Here is a 25,485-nt window from a genome sequence, read left to right on the forward strand (position 1 = left end):
TGAAATCCGACATCTCCAATCTGAAGTCTGAAAATTAACGTTTTGAGAATTGGAATCTCTTTCTTGCTTTTTTCTGACCTGGCTTCTTTCTTTCCACCATTCTTGCGTCTCTTGTAAGTAAACCAGCTGGTTTCAAAGCTAATCTGAATTCAGCATTGATTTCGCATAAAGCTCTTGAAATACCTAATCTGATAGCTTCTGCCTGACCTGTATTTCCACCACCGAAAACATTTACGGTAACGTCATACTGACCAACAGTTTCAGAAAGGATGAACGGTTGGTTTAATTTGTAAACCATCACGTCTGTAGAGAAATAAGTTGCAGCGTCTTTACCGTTTACTGTAATAACACCAGAACCTGGCTTTACATAAACTCTCGCTACAGAAGTTTTTCTTCTTCCGATTTTGTGAACTATAGACATAATTAATTATTTAAATTCGTTAACATTAATTGTTTTAGGCTGTTGAGCTTCATGTTTGTGCTCAGTCCCTTCATATAAATAAAGGTTCTTCAATAAAGCAGATCCTAATCTGTTTTTAGGCAACATCCCTTTTACAGACTTTTCCAATACTTTTAAAGAATCTTTCTTTTGAAGTTCAGCCGCAGTCATAGACTTTTGACCTCCAGGATAACCTGTATGCCAGATATAAGTCTTATCGTTCCACTTGTTTCCGGAAAGAGTAACTTTCCCAGCGTTCAAAACGATTACGTTATCACCACAATCTACGTGAGGTGTGTAGTTCGTTTTGTGCTTACCTCTCAAAATCTTTGCAACCGTAGAAGCTAGTCTTCCTAACGGCTGTCCTTCAGCGTCTACCACAACCCATTCTTTATTAGCAGTAGCTTTGTTCGCTGAAACAGTTTTGTAACTTAATGTATTCACACGTTTTAGTTAAAGATTAAACATAATTTCCCCCTAAAAGGGTGTGCAAAGGTACAAATATTTTTTGGATTGCAAAAACTTATTTTATTTATCATATAATGATTGCTCCGGTTTATGCAGATCAATATACCACCATCATTATTTTTAGTTAAATATTGCTGAAAAATTTTGATAACAGAAATAATCGGAAGATTCTAAAACACATCAAAATCCAGAAGTGTAATTTAAACTCTCTATTTAACTCTATAATTTGAATAAAAATTTGATTTAGAAATCCTGTTAATCATTAAAGTTGCCGTATCTGTATACACTAATGGCGCAGTGATTTTGTTGCTCTGAAACTTGCAATCAGATAATACGCTACAAAAACGGTTGAAAACTTAAGAACAGAAGGAACCGCCAGTTCAATATTAAATAACAGGGTTCCAATAAATACCAGAATGGCCATGGCCACGAAAGATAATCCGAGTTTTTGAGCCAATGTGATATCGGGAGTATCCAGATAATAAGCAATTCCCCACGCAATACCGAAAGCCAGGGCATAGTAGATATCCAGGCCAAGGTTATCTGAACTGTAAAAGAAATAATTGATCAGAAAACTCAATACCGTCCCCAGCGCAAAATACAGCAATGCTTTTTTCATGTCTTATATTATAGAATACAAAAGTAAAGATTTTAATACTCATTTCTAAACGAATGTTTGTTATTTCAGGGGGGAAGCATAGTGATGAAATACTGCAAATATCTAATATTCAGAATATTAAATATAAAATTCAGGTTCTTATTTTATTATTATATTTGGAATTCAGAAATTCTCTAGATTTTTTATGGAAACCCAAAAATATACTCCTAACAACAAAGTAAGAATTGTAACAGCCGCTTCGTTATTCGACGGTCATGATGCTGCAATTAATATTATGCGCCGTGTTATTCAGGGAACAGGATGTGAAGTCATCCACCTGGGTCACGACAAATCTGCTGAAGAAGTTGTCAATACAGCGATTCAGGAAGATGCGAATGCCATTGCCCTGACCTCTTATCAGGGCGGTCACAATGAATATTTTAAATATATCTACGACCTTTTAAGAGAAAAAAATTCTCCGCAGATCAAAATCTTTGGTGGCGGCGGTGGTGTGATCCTGCCAGAAGAGATCGAAGACATCATGTCTTACGGAATCGATAGAATCTATTCTCCGGATGACGGCCGTGAACTTGGCCTTCAGGGAATGATCGACGATCTGGTAAAAAGATCTGACTTTCCTACAGGAAAAGAAGTAACAGCAGCGGACTTAGAGTCGATCAGTTTTGAAAATTCAACAAGCATTGCTAAAATCATTTCTGCTGTTGAAAATTTCTCAGAAGAAAAGCCGGAACTGGTTCAGGCGATTGAGGAAAAATCAAAAGATGTAAACATACCGATCATCGGTATCACTGGTACCGGCGGAGCGGGAAAGTCTTCATTGACAGACGAACTGGTGAGACGTTTCCTTCGATCCAACACCGATAAAAAAATTGCTATTATCTCCATTGATCCTTCTAAAAAGAAAACCGGAGGTGCCCTGCTGGGTGACAGAATTCGTATGAATGCGATCAATGATCCTCGCGTTTATATGAGGTCGATGGCAACAAGAGAAAACAACGTTTCCGTTTCCCCGTTTATTCATTCTGCTCTGAATGTGCTGAAATTGGCTCATCCTGATGTGATTATCCTGGAGACTTCGGGAATCGGACAGTCCGGCTCGGAAGTTTCTGATTTTGCAGATGTTTCCATGTATGTTATGACTCCTGAATATGGTGCTTCCACGCAGCTGGAAAAAATCGATATGCTGGATTATGCAGATCTGGTTGCTTTAAATAAATCTGATAAACGTGGTGCTTTGGATGCACTCCAGGCGGTAAGGAAACAGTTCCAGAGAAACCATTTGTTATGGGAAAGTCCGCTGGATGATATGCCTGTTTACGCAACAAAAGCTTCACAGTTCAATGACCACGGAACCACTGAACTATACAACAGGCTGATTGAAAAAGTAAATGATAAATTTCCGGATCTAGGCCTACAAGGCTTTGTAGAACAGGAAATTACCGACGAAGTGACGATCATTCCTCCGAAAAGGGTACGCTATTTATCTGAAATTGTTGAAAACAACAGGCAGTACGATGCCAATGTTGAAAAACAGGCTGAATTAGCAAGAAAAATGTATCATATCGAGGGCGTTAAAAAAATCATTTCGAATGAAATTTTAGACGCTGAATATCAGAAAGCTGAAAAAGATCTACAGCAGGAAAATATTGATTTCCTAAAAACCTGGGAAGATACGAAAAAGGCTTTTCATGAAGAGTTTTACTCCTATTTTGTAAGAGGAAAAGAAATTAAAGTTGAAACCTCAACAGAATCTTTATCTCATTTAAGAATTCCCAAGATTGCCCTTCCTAAATACACGGACTGGGGTGATCTGATCAAATGGAAAGGCCAGGAAAACCTCCCGGGAGGGTTCCCATACACCGCGGGAATCTATCCGTTTAAAAGAACAGGGGAAGATCCGACGAGAATGTTTGCAGGAGAAGGAGGCCCGGAAAGGACCAACAGAAGATTTCACTATGTTTCTGCCGAAATGCCTGCAAAGCGTTTGTCTACGGCTTTTGACTCGGTAACGTTATACGGACAGGATCCGGCTTTACCTCCTGATATTTATGGTAAAATCGGAAATGCAGGGGTTTCTATTGCGACTTTGGATGATGCTAAAAAATTATATTCAGGATTTGATCTGGTAAATGCTCTGACTTCAGTGTCCATGACCATTAACGGACCGGCTCCGATGTTACTGGCCTTCTTTATGAATGCTGCCATCGACCAGAATGTTGAAAAATATATCGCCGAACATCAGTTAGAATCTAAAATTGAAGAAGTTTTAAAAGCTAAATTTGATGATAAAGGTTTAGCAAGACCAAAATATAACGGTGAACTTCCTCCGTCCAATAATGGTTTAGGGCTGAAATTATTAGGGATAACAGGAGATGAAGTGATTCCTGCCGAAGCCTATGCTGAAATTAAAGCAAAAACAATTGCGACTGTTCGTGGCACCGTTCAGGCTGATATTCTCAAAGAGGACCAGGCTCAGAATACCTGTATTTTCTCTACTGAATTTGCCCTGAGACTGATGGGTGATGTTCAGGAATATTTTATCACGGAAAAAGTAAGAAACTTCTATTCGGTTTCCATTTCAGGATACCACATCGCAGAAGCAGGGGCGAACCCTGTTTCTCAGCTGGCATTCACGCTGGCTAACGGTTTCACCTATGTGGAATATTATCTGTCCAGAGGAATGGACATCAATGATTTTGCCCCGAATTTATCATTCTTTTTCTCCAACGGGATCGATCCTGAGTATTCAGTAATCGGACGTGTGGCAAGAAGAATCTGGGCAAAAGCTATGAAAATAAAGTATGGCGCAGACGAAAGAAGCCAGATGCTGAAATATCACATTCAGACTTCAGGACGTTCGCTTCACGCTCAGGAAATTGATTTTAATGATATCAGAACGACCCTGCAAGCGTTGTATGCAATCTATGACAACTGTAATTCACTGCATACCAATGCTTATGATGAAGCGATTACCACTCCGACTGAGCAGTCTGTAAGAAGAGCCATGGCCATTCAGCTTATTATCAATAAAGAATTGGGATTGGCGAAAAACGAAAATCCGCTGCAGGGTTCATTTATTATTGAGGAACTTACAGATTTAGTAGAAGAGGCAGTGTATGCAGAATTTGATAGAATTACGGAAAGAGGAGGCGTTCTTGGAGCCATGGAAACCATGTACCAACGTTCAAAAATTCAGGAAGAATCCATGCATTACGAATGGTTAAAACACACCGGAGAATATCCGATTATCGGGGTAAATACCTTCCTTGGAAAAGATGGCTCACCTACGGTTCGTCCGGGAGAAGTCATCCGTTCGACTGAAGAAGAAAAGCAGGTTCAGATTGAAACCCTTCATAATTTCCAGAAATCAAACGAAGATAAGTCTGAAGAAGCATTAAAGCAGCTGCAGTACGCCGCCATCAATCAGCAGAATTTATTTGCAGTTATGATGGACGCCGTAAAATACTGCTCTCTGGGACAGATAACCAACGCTTTATTTGAAGTGGGTGGTAAATACAGAAGAAATATGTAGGCACAAACCAAACCTTCAAGGTTTTAAAAACCTTGAAGGTTTAATTAAACAGAAAACACACAGATGATTAAAAATGAATCACAAACCACTTCTCGAAGCAGGTAAATATGATCACATTTATAACAGAGGGAATAATGGTCAGAATATTTTTTTTGACACAGAAAACTACACCTTTTTTCTGAATAGATACGATCAATATATTTCCCCGTTCTGCGATACTGTTGCCTGGGTTTTATTAAGAAATCATTTTCATATTCTGATTTACGTTAAACCTTTGGAAGAAATTGATATTGAAAAATTAGAATATACCGCGACAAAGATTCCGAAAAGGATAGATGTGCATTTGCAGTTTGGTCATTTTTTTAATTCTTATGCAAAGGCAATAAATAAACGATATAAAAGAACCGGAAGCTTGTTTGAAAAAAATTTTGAAAGAAAAGAAGTTCCCACAATATCATATTTCAAAAAGCTTATCCATTATATCCACCTTAATCCCGTGAAACATGGTTTTACCGAACATATCTGGGATTATCCGTAGAGCTCTTATCAGAGTGTTATTTCTCATAAGCCTACCCAACTTAACAGAAAATTTGTAACCGAGCTTTTTAAAAATCAAGAGTATTTTAAGCTTTATCACGAAGAAGATAAAGACTATTCGGACTAATGAATTTATTATTGAATTTTAATTCAAACCTTCAAGGTTTTAAAAATCTTGAAGGTTTATTATTTTTACAAAATGAAACCCAAAGCGATCTTCAACTGGAGCAGTGGAAAAGATTCTTCCCTGGCACTTTATAAAATTTTAGAGGAAAATAAATACGAAGTAACTTCTTTACTGACGAGTATCAACAAAGAATTCCAGAGGATTTCCATGCACGGCGTCCGTGTGTCACTTTTAGAAAAACAAGCTGAAAGTTTAGGCTTACCTTTGATGAAGATGGAACTCCCGGCAGAGCCTTCAATGGAAGAGTACCGGGAAATCATGAGACAGACGATGAATGAAATAAAATCCACAGGCGTAACTCATTCTGTTTTTGGCGATATTTTTCTGGAAGATTTAAGAAAATACAGGGAGGATCAACTAAAGACTATAGGAATGAAAGGGGTCTTTCCTCTCTGGAAAGACAATACTTCCGACCTCATCCGGGAATTTTTAGATTCAGGGTTTAAGACTATTGTGACCTGTGTCAACGAAACATATCTTGATAAAAGCTTTGCCGGAAGGGTTATTGATCAGGATTTTATTAAGGATTTACCGGAAAATGTGGATCCATGCGGAGAAAACGGCGAATTTCATACTTTTACTTTTAACGGACCTATTTTTAAAAGTCCCGTGAAGTTTGAAGTGGGAGAAATGGTTAAAAAAACATATCCGAAACCGAAATCCGAAGAAAACGGGGAAGACGGTGAGTATGTGTTTTGGTTCTGTGACCTGATATAGATAGTTCCAGCAACAAATAAATCAGAACAGTTTCTTCAGCAATCCTTTTGAAGCAAGATCAATGTCAAAATATTTGCTCCTCTCCTCTTAAGTAAAATCAAGAGGTTTTTTATACTTTTGACCCATCAATTTATCTTTCAACTTAAAACACACCACCAATGACTAAAAAATTATATTACTTTCTTTTGCTGTTTTTCATCATTACGAATTTAATTTCCTGCCAAAAAGATCAGCCGGTAAAAGAGATTGATAAAAAAGCAATCGCGGATTCAGCAGTCGCTGTTTTTGAAAAGAAATTAATTTCGAACCAGATTGATTCCGTCTTCAAAAAATACCAGTTCAACGCCAGTGTCGCTGTCTTCAGAGATTCTGTGGAGATGTACAGAAAAAATAATGGCTTTTCAGATTTTGAGCGTAAAATTCCTATTAACGGTCAGACTGTTTTCTCTATTGCCTCCATCAGCAAACAGTTTACTGCAGCTCTTATTTTGCTTCAGGCTGAGCAGGGAAAGCTTAATGTACAGGATAAGGTTTCAAAATACTTAAAAGAATTTCAAACAAAAGAATATACCTCGATTACCATTCATCAGCTCTTAAATCATACGTCAGGATTAAATATTCTGGGGAATCCGCTGATGTTTAAGAGCGGAAACGGATTTTACTATTCCAATGACGGATTTAATGCTTTGGGTAAAGTCGTAGAAAATGTTTCAGGAAAATCTTATGATCAGAATATTCAGGAACTTTTCTATAAGGCAGGAATGAAAAATTCTTCCACTGCAACTCTTTTTAAAGGAGCAGACTTGGCACAGACTTATCTCGGGTCTCAGAAGAAGTTTGAAAAGATAGAAAACATGCCCGGAAGACTTTCGAGCAGCGACATAGGAATACCGGCAGGTGGAGTTCTGTCTACGGTTGATGATCTTCACCAATGGAACACCATGCTGTATAGCGGTAAAATTCTGAATTCCGAAACTTTAAAAAAGTTCACTTCGAAGACTGCTGAAAGACAACATCCTGTATTCGGAAAAATGGGCTACGGCTATGGTATCATGATGAACACCGGTACACCAGCCGCCTACTTTCACAGCGGATATGTAAAGGGAGCTCCCTCTCTGAACATTTACTATCCACAAACCAAAACTTCTGTGATTATCTTATCAAATATTGCCGACCAGGAAAAAGGAACCGCGTTTAAACCTCATATTGAAATCAAGAAAATAATGGATGTAATAGAAAGTTCGCTTGAAAGTATGAAGCATGACACTGTAGCGCCTAAACATCTGTAATCGGTGGAAAAGCTCTATTTCATAGCAATCAGCCCTCCCCGGAAAATTATTGACGAAGTAAGAATTTTTAAAGAAGATTTTGCACAGCAATATAATAACTCCAAGGCTTTAAAAAATGAGGCTCATATCACACTGCTCCCTCCTTTTTCCAGAAATACCGAATCAGAAAGCGATATTACAGAAGCTTTCCGGAAAATTGATACAGATGTTACACCATTTGAAATTGTCCTGGATGGTTTCGGCAGCTTTCCCAACCCAAAACATCCTGTGATCTTTGTAAAACCGGAAACGAATAGTGCCCTCGAAGATTTACACTTGAGGGTACAACATCAATTTAATTTTAATAAACGATCATTTAACCCTCATATAACGGTCGGTTACCGGGATTTAAGTTTCGAAAACTACCTTAAAGCCTGGGAGATCTATAAGAATAAAGCTTATAAAACTAAATTTACCGTTGATAAAATCATACTTTTTCGTCATGACGGAAAGTGGATACCCATCGATGAAAAAACTTTAAATCTCTTTTAATGTTAAGACGGTGTATCACAACTAAACGATGTGGGTTGAGAATCGTTTAAACGAAAACCCTGCTTGTATAGGGATACAGGAAAATTTCATAAAAAAGGCCGTTTTCACGAGTTGTGAGACGGCCTCTTCTTACAGATTATATCTTTTATTCTTTACTGATCTTTTGCGAAATGATCAGCTCTGTATCCTGATGGACATTTACGATATAAGTTCCTGCCGGAAGACTGCTTATATCAATACCTAATGTCTGAAAATCTTTACGCTCAGACTTAGCAGGGATAAGCTTTCCGGAAGCATCATACAGAACAACCTGGATATTTTTTGAAAAATCCTGTTTTCCTTTAATAAAGAATTCATCTCCTGCAGGATTAGGATACATGCTGAATTTCCTTTCTGTCGCTTTTATTTCTGAAGCCTTAAGTGCTGATGAATTATTCAGAACCCATGTGATATTGGTAATATGCAAAGTGCTGTGGTTATTCACTTTTAATAATGATGTATTGTCGGTCACCGAAAAAAGCAGGGTATTATTTCCGCTGGTCAGCTGTCCCGGAGAGATTGTTACTGTATTTCCTGTTGCTGCAAGAGCAGAGCCGTTCAGTTTCCATGTATTCACCAATGTATTCGGGATGGGAAGAATTTCATTCACGGTAAATGTTATATTGGAAGAACTTAGAATGGTTGCATTATTGGATGGAGAATAGGAATCTACCGGAGACACCAGGGTATGTATCCTTTCGATGATCGCTTCCTTGCATACAGCGCAAAACTGCTGATTCAGATATCTCATTTCACAACTCTGGTGAGGACGGAACCAGCTTGGGCTTTCTGCATGAGGATAGACCCCTACCCCATTCAGGCCTACCCAGTTTTTCCATTTTACGGTTGCCGGATTGGAAGTCTGGGTTTTATTAGGAGATTCTCCCGAACCCGAAAACCAATATTCATCAGCCAGTTTTCCAAAGGAATGACCCAGTTCATGAACTACAATTTCATTAGCAGACCCGTTTAATGAAGCAAAGGCATAGGCTCCTCCACATCCGCCGTATTCTGTAGAGTTTCCTAAAACATAGGTGAGATCATAATCCGGAACATTGGCGGCCAGCACCTGTCCAACTTTATTGGTAGAACTGCTGTAGAGACACCGGTGAACCCCGAAGTCGAAAGACGATCCCAAATAATTATTGGGATTAGAAACCGGAATCACAGGCTCCGTCACATCAGTGGCCGTACCCGGATGTTTAACCCCGCTATTCGTTGAGACCACCTTAACCGCGTAGGCATTAAAATAATTTTTATATTCTGTATAAGGGCTTTTAGTGAAAAGATAATTAATGGTAGACTGCGCAGAACTTATAAAACTGTCCTGCTGAGCGGCTGTAAAGCCATCGCCCAATATCGCAATATTCAGGCGCTTATCATTGGATCCGTTTTGCAGAAGGGGAACCGTCTGGAAAACCTGGGCAAAACAGAAACTGCTTACCAACAGGGCTAATAAAGTCTTTCTCATGATTAAAGTTTTTGGGTGAATAGAAGCTTTTTCCCTGATGGGCCTACTTTTTCGATTTTTACCATCTGAATATTTTCAGAATGCGCATACCGTATACTGAATTCGGCATGCTCTAAAGAAACTCTATTTCTGCTGATGGTTTCTTCATATACTTCCATCACCGGATTTAAAGGATCTGCGATACTTTGCTTCACCATTTCTTTACCCGCAGCATCAGTTAAAGAGACAATAAAATCGCCGGTTTTCATTTCACGTTCATCAAAAAAGGGATTTGATTTCAGTTTTCCACTGACGGTTTTCTTATCTTCCAAGATAATTTTTTCCGTATCGGAAGCATTTTTTTCAACTTTAAAAAAGAGGTAAACGATCTTATCGTTTTCTTTTACAGGAAGCGCATGCTCTCCGGTCCTTTCATTCTTTAAGGAACTCGTCCGCAGGAGATTGCAAAAAACCACAAGGGTTCCCGTTAATAGGATGCATAAAATTTTCATGATTATTTTTGATTAAAGTTAAAAAAGATTTTAATGTATTTTTCGATTTTAACTATTTTTTTTCATCGGTAAGAAAATTTAGAAGTCCTATCTTTGGCGTAATGATTTCAGAAAAAATAATTTTGGGTATAGACCCGGGAACGGCAGTAATGGGATTCGGGATTATTTCCGTTAAAAGAGGTAAGATGGAAATGATTTCCATCCATGAACTTCTCCTGAAGAAGTATCCCAATCATGAAACAAAACTTAAATACATCTTTGACAGAACGCTGGCTTTAATTGATGAATTTCATCCGGATGAGGTCGCTCTGGAAGCACCTTTCTATGGGAAAAATGTTCAGAGTATGCTTAAATTAGGCCGTGCACAGGGTGTAGCGATGGCAGCAAGCCTGTACCGGAATATCCCGATTACCGAATATTCTCCGAAGAAAATAAAAATGGCCATCACCGGAAACGGAAATGCCAGCAAAGAGCAGGTGGCAGGAATGCTTCAGAATTTATTGGGTCTTAAAGAATTTCCGACAAAATATCTTGATGCGTCCGATGGTCTGGCCGTGGCGGTCTGCCATCACTTTAATTCAGGTACGCTTTCGGACACCAAAGGATATACGGGCTGGGAGAGCTTTTTAAAACAAAATCCGGATCGTTTAAAATAACATCCGGATTTTTTTTATCGGGCCTTGTACTCTTCGGGCGTAATACTGAAGTCAGCAGTGAGTTTACCGTTTTTATCATAATACGAATATCTTAAGATGACGTCCCGATCCCGGAACTCCCGTAGATCTTCAGAAGTTTTAACAGCCTCTAAAGCACCGTCTTTCGCTTCTTTTTTAAAAACCTGCAGTTGCTCGGGCGTCACATTTTCTTTTACATCGTCCGTGAGGGTATAATTATATTTAAAAACCCTATCCGGTTCTGTGGAAACACTGTCTAACCGTATTCCGTCATTAAGAATCTGAGGGGTAAGCTTATTCATATCTGCGGCGGCTTGTTTCAGCTCATCATCGATTGTTTTTTCCTTTTGGCATGAGGTGAGAGGAATCACAGCTGCCATAAAGGCCAGTTTAAGTACCTTTTTCATATTATTTTTTTTGGATTTACTACTAAGATAAGATTATTTTCAGAACTAAATTTAAAATAATGATTGTCAATTATTTAAATTAAAACCACATCATACTTGGTAAAACATAATACTATCTTTAACATTGGTATGATTTTTAGTCTTACATTTGTATAAATTTTCTATCATGAAGAACAACCAACAAACTATAAATCAATCGAATCATCATATCAACTGGTTCCAGAAATTTCTGCTGATATGCTCCGGTGGAAATGTGCATATCCTGAGGAAAACACCCAGTGAATGGAATAAATTTTCCGGGATCGGAGGCATCGTTCTTTTTACGGCGATCTTTGCTACCCTTTCAGCCGGCTATGCGATGTTTACAGTATTCGACAATATCTGGACCGCTATCGGTTTCGGGACTTTGTGGGGACTGATGATTTTCAACCTTGACCGCTATATCGTTTCTTCCATCAAAAAGACCGGCACCTGGTGGAATCAGATTCTAATGGCAATTCCGCGTCTGATTCTGGCGACCTTTCTGGGAATTATCATCTCTAAACCTTTAGAACTTAAGATTTTTGAGAAGGAAGTCAACAAACAGTTAAATACCATTATTCAGAGAAATAAGAAGCAGCTTCAGGGTGAGATGAACGGCAGAATTCTCCAGCAAAGCGGACCATTCGAAACGGAGAAAAAACAGATTTCGGAAAAAATCGTCCAGTACCAGAAATCCTATGACTCAGCCGCAGTAGAGCTTGAGAAAGAAATTTTAGGGAAACAATCCGGTCTTACCAGTGGTAAAGAAGGCTACGGGCCTAATGCCAAACGTAAGCAGGAACTCAAAGAACAGCGCAGACAGGATCTTGAAAATTATCAGAAGCAGGTGGCACCGAGGGTTGCCTATTTAGATAAAGAAATATCTAAAGTTTATACCAATCTTGAAACAGAAAGGAAATCAACAGAAACTTTTGAAGATAAATTCAACGGTTTTGCAGCCAGACTGCAGGCTCTGGATGAGCTGGGTAAAAATTCTGCCATCATCGGTCTTGCTGCTACTTTCATTATGGGACTCTTCATCTGTCTGGAAATTTCTCCGGTCCTGGTAAAGCTGATCTCTTCCGTCGGACCCTATGATTATCTCCTGGAAAAGACAGAGAATGATTTCCGCCTGTATGCTAAAGAAAAAATTGAAAAGGGAAATTCTCTCACCGATTTCAGGATTGAAGATTTTAAGGAAAATCTGAAAAAATAAGAAGTTTTTCAATAAGCTGGCAAGCTCCCGGAATTAAGATCCCAAGTAGATTAATGGTGAAATACTCATCGATTTAAAACAAAGAGAATGCAAGGTTCATTAGAAACGCAAATTTCAAATGAATTGTTCTACAAATGTAGTCAGGCAGGGTTTAAAATAACTTATATAGAACACTCCACTAAGGAATATTTTTTGCTCACCCTATCCTATGCCGTCGTCTGTAATCAAATATTATAACTATTTCCCGGACACTGAAATATTAAGGATTATATATCAGTCGGAAGCGGTGTATGAATATTTTAAAGTACCGGAACCTGTTTTTACCCAGTTCAGAGAAGCCCGATCTAAAGGCCAGTTTTTAAATAAAGTTATAAAACCCCGGTTTAAATACAGAAAAATAAGCGATTAACAATAAAAGCCTCCGTCTGGAGGCTTTCCTATGTTGATATTCTGCAATTACTTAATAATTAATTTCGACGTCTTACTGTCAGTTCCGTTAGAACTATATACACCCCTTTTTCCAAGGTCTGGTTGATTCTGTAGATTCCTGAATGCTCTTCAGGTAACGAAAGACTGGCAACCAGTCTTCGGACCTATAAGAACAGAAACTTTAAGGTTTTTAGCATTTTATTTTAACACGTACGCTTTTATTAAGTTGAGCATTACGGAGTATTACACTGTAGGTAAGAACACTATAGTTTTAAAAATCTTTGATTTTTATCTTATGATCTAAATATTTAAGCATCGAGATAAAATCTATTGTAACTTATGAGTTAATTTGATCTATTTTTAACACTGAAGTGCTTATTAAGATAAGCATTACCCTGTAGGCAAGGACACTTTTAGTTTAAAAATCTTGACTTTTATCTCTTATATGATCTGAATATTCTAGGCATCAGGTAAAATCCAATGTAAATTATGTGTTAAAGTAAACTCTTATTTTTAATCTGTCAATCTCCTAATAAAAAGTAAGGCTATCCCATTGAGATAGCCTTTCACTTTATATATTGTTTATTATTATAAAGAATAATTCGGAGCTTCCTGAGTAATGATCACATCATGAGGATGAGATTCTTTCAGGCCGCTTCCTGTGATCCTAACCATTTTCGTATCTTTCTGTAAAGCTTCAACATCTTTAGCACCACAATATCCCATTCCGGCTCTTAAGCCTCCTGTCAACTGGAAAATAACATCTTCCAGTTTGCCTTTGCTGGGTACTCTTCCTTCAATTCCTTCCGGAACGAATTTTTTAGCCTCACTCTGGAAATACCTTTCTTTTCCTCCTCTCTTCATCGCAGAAAGACTTCCCATCCCCTGGTAGGTTTTGAATTTTCTGCCCTGGAAGATGATTTCTTCTCCCGGAGCTTCATCAGTTCCGGCCAATAGAGATCCCAGCATCACCGCTCCTGCTCCACTTGCTATTGCTTTTACAATATCTCCTGAAAGCTTGATTCCTCCGTCAGCAATGACGGCTATATTTTTAGTCTGGGCATATTCGTAAACGTTATAAATGGCAGATAACTGAGGAACTCCGACTCCTGCCACCACTCTTGTCGTACAGATAGAACCCGGCCCTACCCCTACTTTAAGAACATTGGCACCAGCCTTGATCAGATCTTCAGCAGCCTCAGCCGTTACGATATTTCCTCCAACGATATCCAGATCAGGATACGCTTTTCTGATTTCAGAAATTTTATCTAAAACACCTTTGGAATGACCATGTGCTGAATCGATTCCCACGATGTCAACACCGGCTTCCACCAAAGCAGCAATTCTGTCCATGGTATCTTCTCCCACTCCTACTCCTGCTCCTACAATAAGGCGCCCTTTTTGGTCTTTATTGGAGTTCGGATATTCCAACTGATTGTCGATATCTTTAATCGTAATTAAACCGACCAGCTTATTTTCCGAATCTACGATCGGAAGCTTTTCAACGCGGCTTTTCAAAAGAATTTCTTTGGCCTTTTCAAGGTTTGTATTTTTATCAGAAGTGATCAGATTTTCTTTGGTCATGATCTCTTCCACCTTCATATCAAGGTTTTCCTGATATTTTACGTCTCTGTTGGTAATGATACCGATTAAAACACCATCAGCATTTACTACGGGAAGTCCGGAAATTTTATATTTCGCCATCGTTTCCTTAGCCTGAGCCAGGGTATGATCTTTAGAAAGGGTAACCGGATCAGAGATCATTCCGTTTTCAGAACGTTTTACCCTATTTACCTGTGCTGCCTGCTCGGCAATCGTCATATTTTTATGGATGAAACCCAAACCGCCCACTCTTGCCAGTGCAATCGCCAATTCAGCCTCTGTAACCGTATCCATTGCAGCAGATACAATCGGAACATTCAGCGTAATTTTGTCGGTAAGTCTTGATTTTAATGAAACCTGGTTGGGTAAAACTTCAGAATAAGAAGGGACTAGAAGCACGTCATCGAAAGTGATGGCTGTCTCTACAATTTTGTTATGAATAGACATCTTTACTTTCTTGCAAAATTAAGATATTCTGACGACATATGAAAATCGTTTTTAATAGTTTAAATAAAACGTAACCATGCATAAGTTGAATTAAAAAAACCGTCCAATCCAGAACGGTTTTCATGTACAAAATAATAAGGATATGAATGTAAAGCTATTTGTCTGTAGCAGAATTTATCATTTTTGAAATATCATCTGCCGTAAAGTTTCCTTTGATATCGACAAAAACCAGGTCTTTATCTGAGTTTACCGTGATCAGCATATTTTTAATAGCATCTCCCTTTTGTTTTACCCGGATATTGACATTATCACCATCATGCTTTATGGTAGCCCAGTCTTCGTAATTATTATTGTTAAGATAACCGGCAAATTCTTTTAACATCGTCCGGTCACCATTTTCTACCGTCAGAACTTTAATTTTGGAAATTTTTTTAACGATATTAATGATCTCTTCACGGTTACCATCTTTTTTTAAGGCTCTTTTAATATAAGGTTTTGCTAAAAACATCGGGACATTAATGCTGACGAACCTGGCTCCTTTAAAATCTCTTCCGGAATCTGAGAAATAAGCCATATTCGGTTTTTCTGAAATGATACACGACTGTAACAGAAACAAGGTGAATAGGCTAAGAAATATATTTTTTAGAATTTTCATGATGGTTTGTTTTAATTGATTTGCTTTAATGTACCTCCGGATGTTTTACTGATATTGGCATCAATCTTAGGATTTCCTTTATATTTTATAGCTCCCCTGAAGATGCTGTTGCTTTCAGGAGCTCAGCCGCATGGGCGGAGGTAACAGCTCCTGACGTAGATTCCGCTTTTAAAGTCGTAAACTTAAGACCTTCGGCATTGCAGACAGCACCGCTGCTTACATCGATTGAGCCCATACTGGCATTTCCGGTAAGATTGGCTACTGCACCACTTGAACCTTTAATGATAATATCTTTTGAATTAATATCAGAGTTGATCACCGCTCCGGAACTTACTGTTACGTCTGCATTATCAGATTTAAAGTTTCCGTTTACCACAGAACCAGAAGAAACCTCAACACTGATGTTTTTTTCACGTATATCCGTGATTGAATTGAAAACCGCACCTGAAGAGGCCTTGATACGGTCCATCCTTGGAGATGAGACATTTACACTGATGTTTTTAAACTTTAGTTTTTTCTGACCTTTGTTATCGATATAAACATTTAATACTCCGTTTTCAACCTTTGTGACAATATATTGAAGTTTGTCTGCATCAGCAATAACCTTGACGTTAGTGGGACTTTCCTGATTGAAGTTAACAATCACCCCGGTACTCACCTGAATTCCTGAGAACTCTCCTACATTTCTGGATTCACCACTTAAATAGGAGGAATTGTCTCCTGAAGCTATATTATTTTTAGTACTGGCAGCAGAATTGATTTTGGTCTCATTGGAACTGATGATCTTATTCACATCATCCATTGATAGTCTTCCATCCAGCTTAACCAGGATATTCTCCTCTCCACCACTGTCAATGCTTAACAGCAGATCGTCCAGAATTCCGTCTTTGCTGGCTTCTGCAGACAGGAATTTTATTTTGGCGCCATTGCTGTTCATGGTCATTATTTCACTGTAATTCAAAGTTTTAAGATAAGAGGCAATATCTTTATTGATCTGGGACATTTTCTGTCCTTTCACGGATTTTCCGTCTGCAGATTTTTCAGCTATTAAAACTTTCAGACCGTTGATTTTTGATAAGAGAGGTTTAATCTGGTCTAATTCTGCATCCCCGAGGTCAAGATTGTTCAGCATTCCGAACATGGGTTTAGCGATTTTAATAGAGGTTACTCCTTCCACTTCCTGATATTTTTCAAAAAGCTGGTCGAGTTTATCCTGCCCGTACGCATTAAAGAAATGGGAGAAAGCAAGAGCGAATATGATGATTACTTTTTTCATGAGTCAATTTTTATTTTTATGGATTATCGGCAGCTGATCAGGCGCATAATTTAGGTTCATTAATAATCGTCGTCTACGACTTTGGGCTGTACTATTTTTTCACTGACATTATTGGCTAATATCTGGAATGAATACTTGGTGACATTAATAGCTTCTTCTACATTCTCTATTCTTTTTCCGTTGACAATGACATAGGAATCTCTGTACCCTGTAGAGTCTTTTGAAGCGCTCTTATCACTCTTATAGGTGGCATTATCCGCATATTTCGGCCTTTTTTCTTTTTTCAGCCTTCCTCTTTTAGGTAAAATATCGTCTAAAAGATCTTTTTCTGCCAGTATATTTTCCTGAAAAATCGAATCTTTTTTAGCATCAGCAATAGAATCATTGATATGATTGACAGCAACCTGTCCCTGATGTTCATTATTTTCTGCAATAAAGTCTTTTTTCTGTTGTTTTATCTGATTTTCAACACGCTGAGCCTGGTCATTTATATCAGAATGCTGATTAATAAGAAAGCCAATCCCGAAAACTGCCACGGCACATGCTGCCATCCAAAACCATTTCGGAAAAGAAGGTTTCGCTTTGGTAATGGGAATCACCGGATTTTCTTCGGCATCGGGTTTGTTTCCTTCAGCTTTCTTCAGGAAGTCTTCAAAATCCCAGTCCATTTTTTCTTCCTTTATATTCCGGAAGACTTCATCGTATTTATCTTGAAATTTGTTTTTGTTCATAATCCATCAGTTGTGAGATTTGTTCTTTTACTTTTTGTCTTGCCCGCATAAGATTTACTCTTACCGCATTTTCTTCCATTTCCAGCATTTCGGAAATTTCAGAAACTTCGTACTCTTCTACATCTTTCAAATGGATGACCATTTTTTGTTTTTCAGGAAGCTGGTTAATAAAACCGATGATCTGCTCTTTTAAATTGTTCACTTCCATACTGTAAAGCTCAGACCGGTGAAGCTGTAAATCTGCGAATCCCAATTTTACATCATGGTGCTTCAGCCTGTTGAGGCATTCATTCCGGACGGATTTCAAAGCGTAGGATTTTAAATTTCCAAACTGCCCGAGCTCATCTTTTTTTTGCCAGAACCTGATCATGACCTCCTGAACCACATCTTCCGCTTCATCACTGCTCATGACAAACCTTTTCGCAAAGCGATACATCTCATCTTTGAGAATGAATACCGTACTTTTAAAGGTCTCTTGGGTCATAAGTTTTGTTTCTATAAGTAAGACAATCAGATTTTACATTTTATTACATCAAAAAACGAAAAAAAACATTTTTTTTCATTTTCCTGTTTTTTTAACGGAAAGTTCCTCAAAAAAACCTGATCTGCCTGTGATTCTCCTGCCTTGCCCATATCGTTCTAATACAAAGCAGTTCATCAAAATTACATAATTTTTTCTTTGACCATATTCTACGGAAATCAGTAATTGTATGTTGAATATTATTCACACCTTTGTAGAGTAATAAAAATTCATTATTTTTAAATTCTAAAAAAACAAAAATGCTTATGAGGGAAAAAATCATTTTTTGGTTATCTTTTGCAATAATATTCAGTTTATTTTTACATTCGTGTGTCCATGATGAAATCAGTTCGTCCGCGAACCCTTCTAATTATAAGTATTCTTCCAAAACTCTTTGGAAAGAAGATGAGGTCTATATCAAAAACATAATAAAAATCTATCAGGAGCACGAGACTGAAATTAAAAAAACAAATGGTCATCCTTTTTGGGATTACGCAACAACATTAGAAAGTTACGACGAAAGTTTCCTGATGGTACCTATTGTAGAGAATAATACGGTAACCTCCGTACTGCAGGTTCCGCGAAACGGGCAGAGGGCATATTTCTATTATACAAACTACAAAAGTCATCTTGGATTTTTCCAGAATCTTATCTTTTCAACCTATAAGAAAGTGCTTCCTACCGAAAAATCATCCGGCGCTACGGCAAAGGGGATGAGCTGTACAAGAACATTCTATTCGGTATGGATGCCGAATAACGAGGGGAGTTATGATCCAGGAGGAGGTGACGGGCATTGGAATACGTATTCTGTGATCAAATGCAGACAGATGATGGATGAATGTATGGGGACCGTAAACGAGTATGGAGAATGTAGTGGTGGTGGAGGCGGTGGAGGCTACCCTTACCCTGGCGGAGGCGGTGGAGAAAATCCTGAACCTGAGATACCTGATCCTTGTAAAAAAACTAAAACAGTGTTACAAAAACCTGAAGTACAGGCAAAAGTTCAAACATTAAAAGAAAAAGCGAACGCCAATGGCAATGAATTTGGATTTAAAATAAAATCCGACGGAACAACTTCTCCCCTGATACAAGGAGGAAAAGATAAATTAGATTTTGGAGACATGAATGGATATAGTGGTTTTTATCATGTACATCCGGGAATTATAGGTATTAATATATTCTCTCCCCCTGACATCCAAAGTCTATTTACCGCAATTATTACTGCTGGTAACAGTTCCACAGTAAGCGATATTTACTTTGGTGTTATTGGTTCTGAAATATGTCAAAGTTGTCCGGGGGAATCAAATATTTTCATTATCTTATCAGCTATAATGGACCGATACAAGATGCCGGGACAATTTCTTCTGCCAGTTATAACATGACTATGATGAGAAAATGGTATCAAGATCAAGAAGCTAATTTAACTGATCAATCAGCATATACTGACAATTCCGGAACTTCACTAAATCATACTGGATTAGAAAAGCTATTCTTTGATACTTTAGGTAAAATGAATATTAATAAAGATAATATGATATTACAAAAGATAGAAGATAATGGAGGTATAAATACTATTTCAATAAATAGTGACGGAACAACGGTTCAAATACCTTGCCCATAAATAAAAATTAAAATTATGAAAACATTACATTTAAAGATAATTACATCCTTTATATTTTTCAATATGCTTTGTTTCTGTAAGGCACAGCAAATATATCCATTGAATACAAACTTTAATTCCATTTCAAACTATTCGTATTTAAAAGATTTAAATAATGAATTATCTCCTTATATTGGTGTCTATAAAGGCATCTTTCAAGGCAATGAAATTACTCTTTTCGTAACAAAGCAGGAACATAAATTGATTGATTATGATAATCAAAAATTTTATAGAGATATTATTTCAATTAAGTTCCAAATAAAAAATAGTTCAGGAATAGTTCTACAAGATACCCAAAATGCTTCTAGTAATGAAAACACTATAGAAAGTTTAAAAACTAAATCAAACAATCTAATATTGAGTTATAGTGGCACTAATTGTGGAGTTGGATGGGGTAAAATCATTTTAAAGAAAATAAACGACACCCAACTTTCTTGGACATACGGCTCAAACAGCTCTATAATTAATGATCAAAACTGTCCTGGAACACCTAACCTAACAGTGTATCTCCCACAAACTGAGAATATGATCTTCACAAAACAATAATATTATTAAGCCTCATAATGTATTTCTTCTTTATCCACCGAACAAATTGACCAGAGATTTCCGAAAGAATATTTTAAAATAGAAAATCAAAAAGCATATCCAATTATGGGCGTATATGCAGAAGAATTATTGGAACCAAAAAAATAAATGACTCAATCAGTCGGATAGCATGGATGATTTGCTGTAATAAATAACAAAGCTTCCGGAATTGCGGAAGCTTTGATTTTTACGAATACACATCAAAAATATGTTTTAAAATTGCTTTATCCTGCTCTGTTAAAGGAACTTTCCGTCTCGCCATTGCTCTTTCGGCAACTTCGTAAGCCTTGTCCAGTTTAAACCGTTCATCATCTTTAAATCCGCCCCATGAAAAGTTTTCTACCAGATTGGGAGGAAAGCCCGCTTTAAAAATATTGGAGGCCACCCCTACTACCGTTCCTGTATTCAACTGGGTATTAATCGCCGTTTTCGAGTGATCTCCCATAATCAGGCCGGCAAACTGTAATCCTGTATCTTCAAAAGACTGGGTCCGGTAACTCCAAAGTCTTACATTACCATAGTTATTTTTCATATTAGAAGAATTGGAATCTGCTCCGAAATTACACCATTCCCCGATCACAGAATTCCCGATAAATCCGTCGTGCCCTTTGCTGGAGTAGCCGAAGATGATGATATTATTAACTTCACCACCCACTTTACACTGAGGACCCACTGTTGTTGCCCCGTAGATCTTGGCTCCTAAATTAAATTTAGACCCTTCACCCAGAGAAACAGGCCCCCGAAGGTGGCACCCTTCCATAACTTCGGCATTTTTTCCGATATAAATTTTTCCGGTCTTTGTATTGATGGTGGAAAACTCTACAGAAGCTCCTTCTTCAATAAAAAGATCTTTTTTGTCGCCTAAAAAACCGTTGGTGGAAGAAAGTTCCTGCGAAACTCTTCCTTTTGTCAGTAAATCAAAATCGAAATCTATGGCTTTATCATTAAAAGTAAACAGGTCTTTCGGCTTTTTAAAGAAAATAAGCTCTTCTTTAATATCAGTCATTTTTTCGATCTGATGTAAAGAGAAATCTTGCATGTTAATTCTAGCCGCTACCAGTTCATCTTCATAAACCAGTGCTTCACCCTGTTTCAGATTTTTAATCTGCTGAATGACATGTTCAGTCGGCAAAAAATTCGTTACCAAAAACAGGCTTTCTTTTTTTTCAGGTTCTCTGAATTTGTCCTGTAGATAAGTTTCTGTAAAATAAGAAATTTCCGTATTTTCCAGAATTTTCTGCCATCTTTCAGAAAAAGTAAAGATACCGCATCGCATTTCGGCAACAGGTCGTGTGAAGGTCAGCGGAAGAAAATCTTCCCAATATTGTGCATCTGAAAATACTACCTGCATCGTTCAGTTTTAAGTTTAAAAATTTATAGTCTAATATCATACAAAAATACAAATAAAAAAGTCTTCCAAAAATTGGAAGACTTTAAATATTTTTAATGACAAAAAATTATTTTGCGAATTTTTTGTATTTGTTCATGAACTTATCAACTCTACCTGCAGTATCTACAAGTTTTACTTTACCTGTGTAGAAAGGGTGAGAAGTTGAAGAGATCTCCATTTTGATTAATGGGTACTCCTGTCCTTCGAACTCGATAGTGTCTTTTGTTTCTGCAGTAGATTTGCAAAGAAACACCTCGTCGTTACTCATATCTTTGAAAACAACAAGTCTATAATTTTCTGGGTGAATTCCGTTTTTCATAATACAATTTTTAAAAAATTAAGGTTTGCTTTCGAAATAGTAATGGATATTTCTCTGCTAATTTTAGGGTGCAAAAATACAATATTTTTTCTAATTTGCAAATACCAATCCAATATTTTTTTCATCATAAGAAATTTGAAGTATTTTCGTTACATTTGAAATCTATTAAACTTTAATTTCGATGAAATTCAAATTATTACTGGCTTTTTCTTTCTGGATACTTCTGATGACCCTATCTTGTAATAAAGATGATATAAGTTTTGATGCGCCTTCCCAGCAGCTTAGTTTCTCCAGGGACACTGTATTTTGTGATACGGTGTATCACCAGGTCCGTTCTGAAACGTACGTCGTAAAAGTATATAATAATGAAGATAAAGATATACTGATTCCCGGAATCCGACTGGAAAAAGGTGCTGCCTCTTTATATAAGATCAATGTGGACGGAAAGCCTGGGTATGATTTTAAAAATGTTCCTTTAAGAAAAAAAGACAGTCTTTATATTTTTGTTGAAATTGCTCCTGAGGCTACAGGTCCCGAAGCGATTGCTGAGGATAAAGTTTTATTTGACAGCCCTGCGGGACAACAGCATGTAACATTGTTTTCCGTTGTTCAGGATGCAGAATTTTTTATCCAGACCCCATCTAACCCAAATGTCATTACCAATCATACCGTATGGAATAATGATAAGGCTAAAATTATTTATGGAGATCTTACGGTGAACCCGAATGTGGTTCTTGACATCCAGCCGGGTACAAAAGTATACTTCCATAAAAACAGCGGGATGAAAATTGCTTCCGGTGCCACTTTGAATATCAATGGCGCCTTGAATAACGAAGTCATTCTTCGCGGAGACCGGAATGACCCCAGATATGATACCATTCCTAAGAACTGGAACTCTATAAAAATGGACGTTAATTCTACTCTGAATATGAATTATGCAAGACTTTTCGGGGGTACCAGAGGACTGGAAATGAAACAGACCAATGCTACGATTAATAATTCATTTATTCATACGTTTCAGGAATACGGAATTTACGCTATAGCTTCCTCTGTGAATGCAGCAAATCTTGTGATGAATAATTGCGGAGAATCGGGTATCGGAATTTTCAAGGGTGGAAACCACAATTATATTCATTCTACCATCGCGAACTATTCTGATACCATGAGCGCACTGAACCGCATCGGAATTTTTGCAACGAATGAATGGACAAATGATTCCGGACAAAAGGAACAGGGAGCACTGGTGCTTAATGTACGAAACAGTATTGTATATTCTGACCGGGACAATTCTGTCAATTTTGAACAGACTCCCGGGCAGCAGTTTAATTTCCTGTTGCAGAACTGTCTGATAAAATACTCTGGGGCTACAGAAGCCGGGTTTACATTTGATGGCAGCCCAGGTGTTGTTCAGTGCCTTAAAAATCAGGATCCTTTATTCGTTAATTATTTTACAGCCCATCAGAATTTAAGAGTGAAACAAAATTCACCTGCCATTAATAAAGGAAATGTCGCCATAGCAGGAACCGTTCCTTTTGACATTGTGAATGTATCCAGAACCACCAATCCTACATCAGGAGCATATCAGTATCAATAATGGAAATTACAAATCTGCAGCAGCAAGTTGATGAATGGATCAAAAGGATTGGGGTCCGTTATTTTAACGAACTGACCAATATGGCTATGCTGACCGAAGAAGTAGGTGAAGTAGCCAGAATTATTGCCAGGAGATATGGCGAACAAAGTGAAAAGGAAAGTGATAAAAGCAAAGACCTGGGGGAAGAACTGGCCGATGTTCTGTTTGTCACTTTATGTCTGGCCAACCAGACCGGTGTCAATCTTCAGGAGGCTTTCGATAGAAAAATGAAGATAAAAACGGATCGCGACAGAGACCGCCATCAGAACAATGAAAAATTAAAATAAGACCTCCACTATGAGATCTCAGACTAAAGATCTTAGATCTGATATCCGGAGTCTAAAAAAATGAAGAAATAATGAAGCAGCTGGAAAAATCAGGATTAAAAGCCAATAAAACAATACAGATCAGCGGTTCGAAAAGCATTTCGAATCGTTTGTTGATTTTAGAAAGTTTATTTAAAAATATAAAAATAGGAAACCTCTCCAATTCCCAGGATACTCAATTGCTTAAAAAAGCACTTTCGGAGCGTACGGAGACCGTAGACATTCACCATGCGGGAACGGCTATGCGCTTCCTTACCTCTTATTATTCGATTTCTGAAGGAAAAACAACCATACTTACCGGTTCCAAAAGAATGAAAGAAAGACCGATCAAAAATTTGGTGACCGCATTACAAACCCTGGGCGCAGAAATTGAATATCTTGAAAATGAAGGCTTTCCACCATTGAAAATTACAGGAAAAAAAATCGTCCGGAAGACCGTAGATGTTCCGGCCGATATATCAAGCCAGTTTATCACTTCCCTTTTACTGGTTGCAGGGAAGTTGGAAAACGGTCTTGAGATCAATCTTATCGGTGAGATCACATCAAGATCTTATATTGAAATGACCTTGGATATTCTGACAAAATTCGGGATTACCAATACTTTTGAAGGGAACACCATAAAAGTAAAACCATTTGAAATACAGAATGAAACACCCACCGTACATTATGAAGTAGAGAGCGACTGGAGTTCTGCTTCTTATTTCTATTCTTTAGCAGCATTGGGGAGAGAAACCATACATCTTAAGAGCTTTTACAAAGAATCTACCCAGGGAGATTCTGCGATTGCAAAAATTTATGAAGATTTTTTCGGAATCAAAACCACTTTTACCGAAGAGGAGCATATGCTGAGCCTTCATCCTGAGCCTGATTTTCAATTTCCCGAAAAAATTGTTTTGGATATGAATAATTGTCCGGATATCGCACAGACCCTCTGTGTCACCGCAGCAGCACTGAAAATACCTTTTGAAATTTCAGGATTGGGGACATTACGGGTAAAAGAAACCGACAGGCTGCAGGCTCTGTATCATGAACTTAAAAAAATAGGCACTGAAACTGAAATCACGGATTTAACCATAAAATCAATCGGTTTTAATGAACCTCACGAGAATATCATTATCAAGACCTACCAGGATCATAGAATGGCCATGAGTTTTGCCCCGTTTTGCCTGATTAAAAAACTCAATATTGAAGATGAAGAAGTGGTGGAAAAATCCTATCCTTTATTTTGGGAGGATTTAGAAGATCTGTTAATTAAAAACTAATTTAACACGAAA

27 protein-coding genes are annotated in these 25,485 nt (G+C 37.7%); 14 read left to right on the forward strand and 13 right to left on the reverse strand.

From position 1 onward, the window contains the following. Positions 1 to 34: 34 nt before the first annotated feature. The 3 genes from rpsI to ODZ84_RS12110 all read right to left on the reverse strand — a co-directional run bounded on the left by rpsI (position 35) and on the right by ODZ84_RS12110 (position 1,526). Positions 35 to 421 (reverse strand): 30S ribosomal protein S9, encoded by a 387-nt coding sequence (gene rpsI / locus ODZ84_RS12100; protein WP_034706090.1) that lies wholly within the window; start codon positions 419 to 421, stop codon positions 35 to 37. 6 nt (positions 422 to 427) lie between these two features. Next, positions 428 to 883 (reverse strand): 50S ribosomal protein L13, encoded by a 456-nt coding sequence (gene rplM / locus ODZ84_RS12105; RefSeq protein WP_007843275.1) that lies wholly within the window; start codon positions 881 to 883, stop codon positions 428 to 430. A 310-nt stretch (positions 884 to 1,193) separates the two neighbouring features. Next, the gene (locus ODZ84_RS12110) at positions 1,194 to 1,526 is read right to left on the reverse strand and encodes a hypothetical protein (RefSeq protein ID WP_266172567.1); all 333 of its coding nucleotides are present in this window, start codon (positions 1,524 to 1,526) and stop codon (positions 1,194 to 1,196) included. A gap of 184 nt (positions 1,527 to 1,710) precedes the next feature. Here ODZ84_RS12110 and ODZ84_RS12115 point away from each other — a divergent pair, with 184 nt between their 5' ends. The 5 genes from ODZ84_RS12115 (at position 1,711) to ODZ84_RS12135 (ending at position 8,319) form a co-directional block, all read left to right on the forward strand. After that, complete coding sequence (locus tag ODZ84_RS12115; protein ID WP_266172568.1) at positions 1,711 to 5,058, forward strand: methylmalonyl-CoA mutase family protein; 3,348 nt, start codon at positions 1,711 to 1,713, stop codon at positions 5,056 to 5,058. A 73-nt stretch (positions 5,059 to 5,131) separates the two neighbouring features. Next, positions 5,132 to 5,596, forward strand: coding sequence for a hypothetical protein (locus ODZ84_RS12120; protein ID WP_266172569.1), 465 nt, complete (start codon positions 5,132 to 5,134; stop codon positions 5,594 to 5,596). Positions 5,597 to 5,794: 198 nt separating this feature from the next. After that, positions 5,795 to 6,499 (forward strand): Dph6-related ATP pyrophosphatase, encoded by a 705-nt coding sequence (locus tag ODZ84_RS12125; RefSeq protein WP_266172570.1) that lies wholly within the window; start codon positions 5,795 to 5,797, stop codon positions 6,497 to 6,499. Between the two features lie 158 nt (positions 6,500 to 6,657). Further along, a complete protein-coding gene (locus tag ODZ84_RS12130; protein WP_266172571.1) occupies positions 6,658 to 7,788 on the forward strand; it encodes a serine hydrolase domain-containing protein in 1,131 nt (376 codons plus the stop codon). 3 nt (positions 7,789 to 7,791) lie between these two features. Further along, a complete protein-coding gene (locus ODZ84_RS12135; protein WP_266172572.1) occupies positions 7,792 to 8,319 on the forward strand; it encodes a 2'-5' RNA ligase family protein in 528 nt (175 codons plus the stop codon). Positions 8,320 to 8,464: 145 nt separating this feature from the next. Here ODZ84_RS12135 and ODZ84_RS12140 read toward each other — a convergent pair whose 3' ends face one another. Together ODZ84_RS12140 and ODZ84_RS12145 are read right to left on the reverse strand one after the other, a co-directional pair. Beyond that, positions 8,465 to 9,829: a T9SS type A sorting domain-containing protein gene (locus ODZ84_RS12140; RefSeq protein WP_266172573.1), complete on the reverse strand. Its 1,365-nt coding sequence runs from the start codon at positions 9,827 to 9,829 to the stop codon at positions 8,465 to 8,467. 2 nt (positions 9,830 to 9,831) lie between these two features. After that, positions 9,832 to 10,320 (reverse strand): hypothetical protein, encoded by a 489-nt coding sequence (locus tag ODZ84_RS12145; RefSeq protein WP_266172574.1) that lies wholly within the window; start codon positions 10,318 to 10,320, stop codon positions 9,832 to 9,834. 101 nt (positions 10,321 to 10,421) lie between these two features. On the opposite strand from ODZ84_RS12145, the gene ruvC reads away from it, so the two are divergent. Next, positions 10,422 to 10,976 (forward strand): crossover junction endodeoxyribonuclease RuvC, encoded by a 555-nt coding sequence (gene ruvC, locus ODZ84_RS12150; protein ID WP_266177366.1) that lies wholly within the window; start codon positions 10,422 to 10,424, stop codon positions 10,974 to 10,976. A 14-nt stretch (positions 10,977 to 10,990) separates the two neighbouring features. On the opposite strand, the gene ODZ84_RS12155 is transcribed toward ruvC, so the two are convergent. Next, on the reverse strand, positions 10,991 to 11,401 hold the full coding sequence (locus tag ODZ84_RS12155; protein WP_266172575.1) for a hypothetical protein: 411 nt from the start codon (positions 11,399 to 11,401) through the stop codon (positions 10,991 to 10,993). Positions 11,402 to 11,567: 166 nt separating this feature from the next. Between ODZ84_RS12155 and ODZ84_RS12160 the strand changes: the two genes are divergently transcribed. Both ODZ84_RS12160 and ODZ84_RS23445 read left to right on the forward strand, forming a co-directional pair. Further along, positions 11,568 to 12,638, forward strand: coding sequence for a DUF4407 domain-containing protein (locus ODZ84_RS12160; RefSeq protein WP_266172577.1), 1,071 nt, complete (start codon positions 11,568 to 11,570; stop codon positions 12,636 to 12,638). A gap of 208 nt (positions 12,639 to 12,846) precedes the next feature. Further along, positions 12,847 to 13,047 carry a KTSC domain-containing protein gene (locus ODZ84_RS23445; RefSeq protein ID WP_266172578.1) on the forward strand — a complete coding sequence of 67 codons (201 nt, stop codon included), beginning with the start codon at positions 12,847 to 12,849 and terminating at the stop codon, positions 13,045 to 13,047. A 608-nt stretch (positions 13,048 to 13,655) separates the two neighbouring features. Here ODZ84_RS23445 and guaB read toward each other — a convergent pair. The 5 genes from guaB to ODZ84_RS12190 form a co-directional block, all read right to left on the reverse strand. Beyond that, positions 13,656 to 15,116: an IMP dehydrogenase gene (guaB, locus tag ODZ84_RS12170; protein WP_266172579.1), complete on the reverse strand. Its 1,461-nt coding sequence runs from the start codon at positions 15,114 to 15,116 to the stop codon at positions 13,656 to 13,658. 154 nt (positions 15,117 to 15,270) lie between these two features. After that, positions 15,271 to 15,771 (reverse strand): DUF4252 domain-containing protein, encoded by a 501-nt coding sequence (locus ODZ84_RS12175; RefSeq protein ID WP_266172580.1) that lies wholly within the window; start codon positions 15,769 to 15,771, stop codon positions 15,271 to 15,273. 85 nt (positions 15,772 to 15,856) lie between these two features. Then, positions 15,857 to 17,047 carry a DUF4252 domain-containing protein gene (locus ODZ84_RS12180; RefSeq protein ID WP_266172581.1) on the reverse strand — a complete coding sequence of 397 codons (1,191 nt, stop codon included), beginning with the start codon at positions 17,045 to 17,047 and terminating at the stop codon, positions 15,857 to 15,859. A 59-nt stretch (positions 17,048 to 17,106) separates the two neighbouring features. Then, complete coding sequence (locus tag ODZ84_RS12185) at positions 17,107 to 17,778, reverse strand: hypothetical protein (RefSeq protein WP_266172582.1); 672 nt, start codon at positions 17,776 to 17,778, stop codon at positions 17,107 to 17,109. Then, positions 17,753 to 18,262, reverse strand: coding sequence for an RNA polymerase sigma factor (locus tag ODZ84_RS12190; protein WP_266172583.1), 510 nt, complete (start codon positions 18,260 to 18,262; stop codon positions 17,753 to 17,755). Before ODZ84_RS12190 ends, ODZ84_RS12185 begins: the two co-directional genes overlap by 26 nt. Before the next feature lie 302 nt (positions 18,263 to 18,564). On the opposite strand from ODZ84_RS12190, the gene ODZ84_RS12195 reads away from it, so the two are divergent. The 3 genes from ODZ84_RS12195 to ODZ84_RS12205 are packed head-to-tail and all read left to right on the forward strand — an operon-like array spanning position 18,565 to position 20,504. Further along, positions 18,565 to 19,680, forward strand: coding sequence for a hypothetical protein (locus ODZ84_RS12195; RefSeq protein WP_266172585.1), 1,116 nt, complete (start codon positions 18,565 to 18,567; stop codon positions 19,678 to 19,680). Between the two features lie 2 nt (positions 19,681 to 19,682). Continuing rightward, the gene (locus ODZ84_RS12200) at positions 19,683 to 19,919 is read left to right on the forward strand and encodes a hypothetical protein (protein ID WP_266172586.1); all 237 of its coding nucleotides are present in this window, start codon (positions 19,683 to 19,685) and stop codon (positions 19,917 to 19,919) included. A 15-nt stretch (positions 19,920 to 19,934) separates the two neighbouring features. Then, positions 19,935 to 20,504, forward strand: a complete 570-nt coding sequence (locus ODZ84_RS12205; protein WP_266172587.1) for a DUF6705 family protein — start codon at positions 19,935 to 19,937, stop codon at positions 20,502 to 20,504. Between the two features lie 226 nt (positions 20,505 to 20,730). Here ODZ84_RS12205 and ODZ84_RS12210 read toward each other — a convergent pair whose 3' ends face one another. Both ODZ84_RS12210 and ODZ84_RS12215 read right to left on the reverse strand, forming a co-directional pair. Beyond that, positions 20,731 to 21,894, reverse strand: a complete 1,164-nt coding sequence (locus ODZ84_RS12210) for a GlmU family protein (RefSeq protein ID WP_266172588.1) — start codon at positions 21,892 to 21,894, stop codon at positions 20,731 to 20,733. Positions 21,895 to 22,000: 106 nt separating this feature from the next. Next, positions 22,001 to 22,252, reverse strand: coding sequence for a type B 50S ribosomal protein L31 (locus ODZ84_RS12215; RefSeq protein WP_027375398.1), 252 nt, complete (start codon positions 22,250 to 22,252; stop codon positions 22,001 to 22,003). A 181-nt stretch (positions 22,253 to 22,433) separates the two neighbouring features. Here ODZ84_RS12215 and ODZ84_RS12220 point away from each other — a divergent pair, with 181 nt between their 5' ends. The 3 genes from ODZ84_RS12220 (at position 22,434) to ODZ84_RS12230 (ending at position 25,473) form a co-directional block, all read left to right on the forward strand. Then, positions 22,434 to 23,846: a hypothetical protein gene (locus ODZ84_RS12220; protein ID WP_266172590.1), complete on the forward strand. Its 1,413-nt coding sequence runs from the start codon at positions 22,434 to 22,436 to the stop codon at positions 23,844 to 23,846. Next, the gene (locus tag ODZ84_RS12225) at positions 23,846 to 24,172 is read left to right on the forward strand and encodes a nucleotide pyrophosphohydrolase (protein WP_266172591.1); all 327 of its coding nucleotides are present in this window, start codon (positions 23,846 to 23,848) and stop codon (positions 24,170 to 24,172) included. The genes ODZ84_RS12220 and ODZ84_RS12225 overlap by 1 nt, the downstream gene beginning before the upstream one ends. Positions 24,173 to 24,243: 71 nt before the next feature. After that, positions 24,244 to 25,473, forward strand: a complete 1,230-nt coding sequence (locus tag ODZ84_RS12230; RefSeq protein ID WP_266172592.1) for a 3-phosphoshikimate 1-carboxyvinyltransferase — start codon at positions 24,244 to 24,246, stop codon at positions 25,471 to 25,473. The last annotated feature ends 12 nt before the right edge of the window (positions 25,474 to 25,485 follow it).

The sequence above is a fragment of the Chryseobacterium fluminis genome (assembly GCF_026314945.1).
GTDB classification, from domain to species: domain Bacteria; phylum Bacteroidota; class Bacteroidia; order Flavobacteriales; family Weeksellaceae; genus Chryseobacterium; species Chryseobacterium fluminis.

Bases quoted from the DNA above. Each gene is read 5' to 3' on its own strand.
- ODZ84_RS12160 (WP_266172577.1), top strand. From the start codon at position 11,568: ATGAAGAACAACCAACAAACTATAAATCAATCGAATCATCATATCAAC.
- ODZ84_RS12225 (WP_266172591.1), top strand. From the start codon at position 23,846: ATGGAAATTACAAATCTGCAGCAGCAAGTTGATGAATGGATCAAAAGG.
- ODZ84_RS12175 (WP_266172580.1), bottom strand. From the start codon at position 15,771: ATGAAAATTCTAAAAAATATATTTCTTAGCCTATTCACCTTGTTTCTG.
- ODZ84_RS12120 (WP_266172569.1), top strand. From the start codon at position 5,132: ATGAATCACAAACCACTTCTCGAAGCAGGTAAATATGATCACATTTAT.
- ruvC (WP_266177366.1), top strand. From the start codon at position 10,422: ATGATTTCAGAAAAAATAATTTTGGGTATAGACCCGGGAACGGCAGTA.
- ODZ84_RS12185 (WP_266172582.1), bottom strand. From the start codon at position 17,778: ATGAACAAAAACAAATTTCAAGATAAATACGATGAAGTCTTCCGGAAT.
- ODZ84_RS12125 (WP_266172570.1), top strand. From the start codon at position 5,795: ATGAAACCCAAAGCGATCTTCAACTGGAGCAGTGGAAAAGATTCTTCC.
- ODZ84_RS12220 (WP_266172590.1), top strand. From the start codon at position 22,434: ATGAAATTCAAATTATTACTGGCTTTTTCTTTCTGGATACTTCTGATG.
- ODZ84_RS12195 (WP_266172585.1), top strand. From the start codon at position 18,565: ATGAGGGAAAAAATCATTTTTTGGTTATCTTTTGCAATAATATTCAGT.
- ODZ84_RS23445 (WP_266172578.1), top strand. From the start codon at position 12,847: ATGCCGTCGTCTGTAATCAAATATTATAACTATTTCCCGGACACTGAA.
- ODZ84_RS12200 (WP_266172586.1), top strand. From the start codon at position 19,683: ATGATGAGAAAATGGTATCAAGATCAAGAAGCTAATTTAACTGATCAA.
- ODZ84_RS12210 (WP_266172588.1), bottom strand. From the start codon at position 21,894: ATGCAGGTAGTATTTTCAGATGCACAATATTGGGAAGATTTTCTTCCG.
- ODZ84_RS12230 (WP_266172592.1), top strand. From the start codon at position 24,244: ATGAAGCAGCTGGAAAAATCAGGATTAAAAGCCAATAAAACAATACAG.
- ODZ84_RS12110 (WP_266172567.1), bottom strand. From the start codon at position 1,526: ATGAAAAAAGCATTGCTGTATTTTGCGCTGGGGACGGTATTGAGTTTT.
- ODZ84_RS12180 (WP_266172581.1), bottom strand. From the start codon at position 17,047: ATGAAAAAAGTAATCATCATATTCGCTCTTGCTTTCTCCCATTTCTTT.
- guaB (WP_266172579.1), bottom strand. From the start codon at position 15,116: ATGTCTATTCATAACAAAATTGTAGAGACAGCCATCACTTTCGATGAC.
- ODZ84_RS12205 (WP_266172587.1), top strand. From the start codon at position 19,935: ATGAAAACATTACATTTAAAGATAATTACATCCTTTATATTTTTCAAT.
- ODZ84_RS12155 (WP_266172575.1), bottom strand. From the start codon at position 11,401: ATGAAAAAGGTACTTAAACTGGCCTTTATGGCAGCTGTGATTCCTCTC.
- ODZ84_RS12130 (WP_266172571.1), top strand. From the start codon at position 6,658: ATGACTAAAAAATTATATTACTTTCTTTTGCTGTTTTTCATCATTACG.
- ODZ84_RS12145 (WP_266172574.1), bottom strand. From the start codon at position 10,320: ATGAAAATTTTATGCATCCTATTAACGGGAACCCTTGTGGTTTTTTGC.
- ODZ84_RS12215 (WP_027375398.1), bottom strand. From the start codon at position 22,252: ATGAAAAACGGAATTCACCCAGAAAATTATAGACTTGTTGTTTTCAAA.
- ODZ84_RS12190 (WP_266172583.1), bottom strand. From the start codon at position 18,262: ATGACCCAAGAGACCTTTAAAAGTACGGTATTCATTCTCAAAGATGAG.
- ODZ84_RS12140 (WP_266172573.1), bottom strand. From the start codon at position 9,829: ATGAGAAAGACTTTATTAGCCCTGTTGGTAAGCAGTTTCTGTTTTGCC.
- rpsI (WP_034706090.1), bottom strand. From the start codon at position 421: ATGTCTATAGTTCACAAAATCGGAAGAAGAAAAACTTCTGTAGCGAGA.
- ODZ84_RS12115 (WP_266172568.1), top strand. From the start codon at position 1,711: ATGGAAACCCAAAAATATACTCCTAACAACAAAGTAAGAATTGTAACA.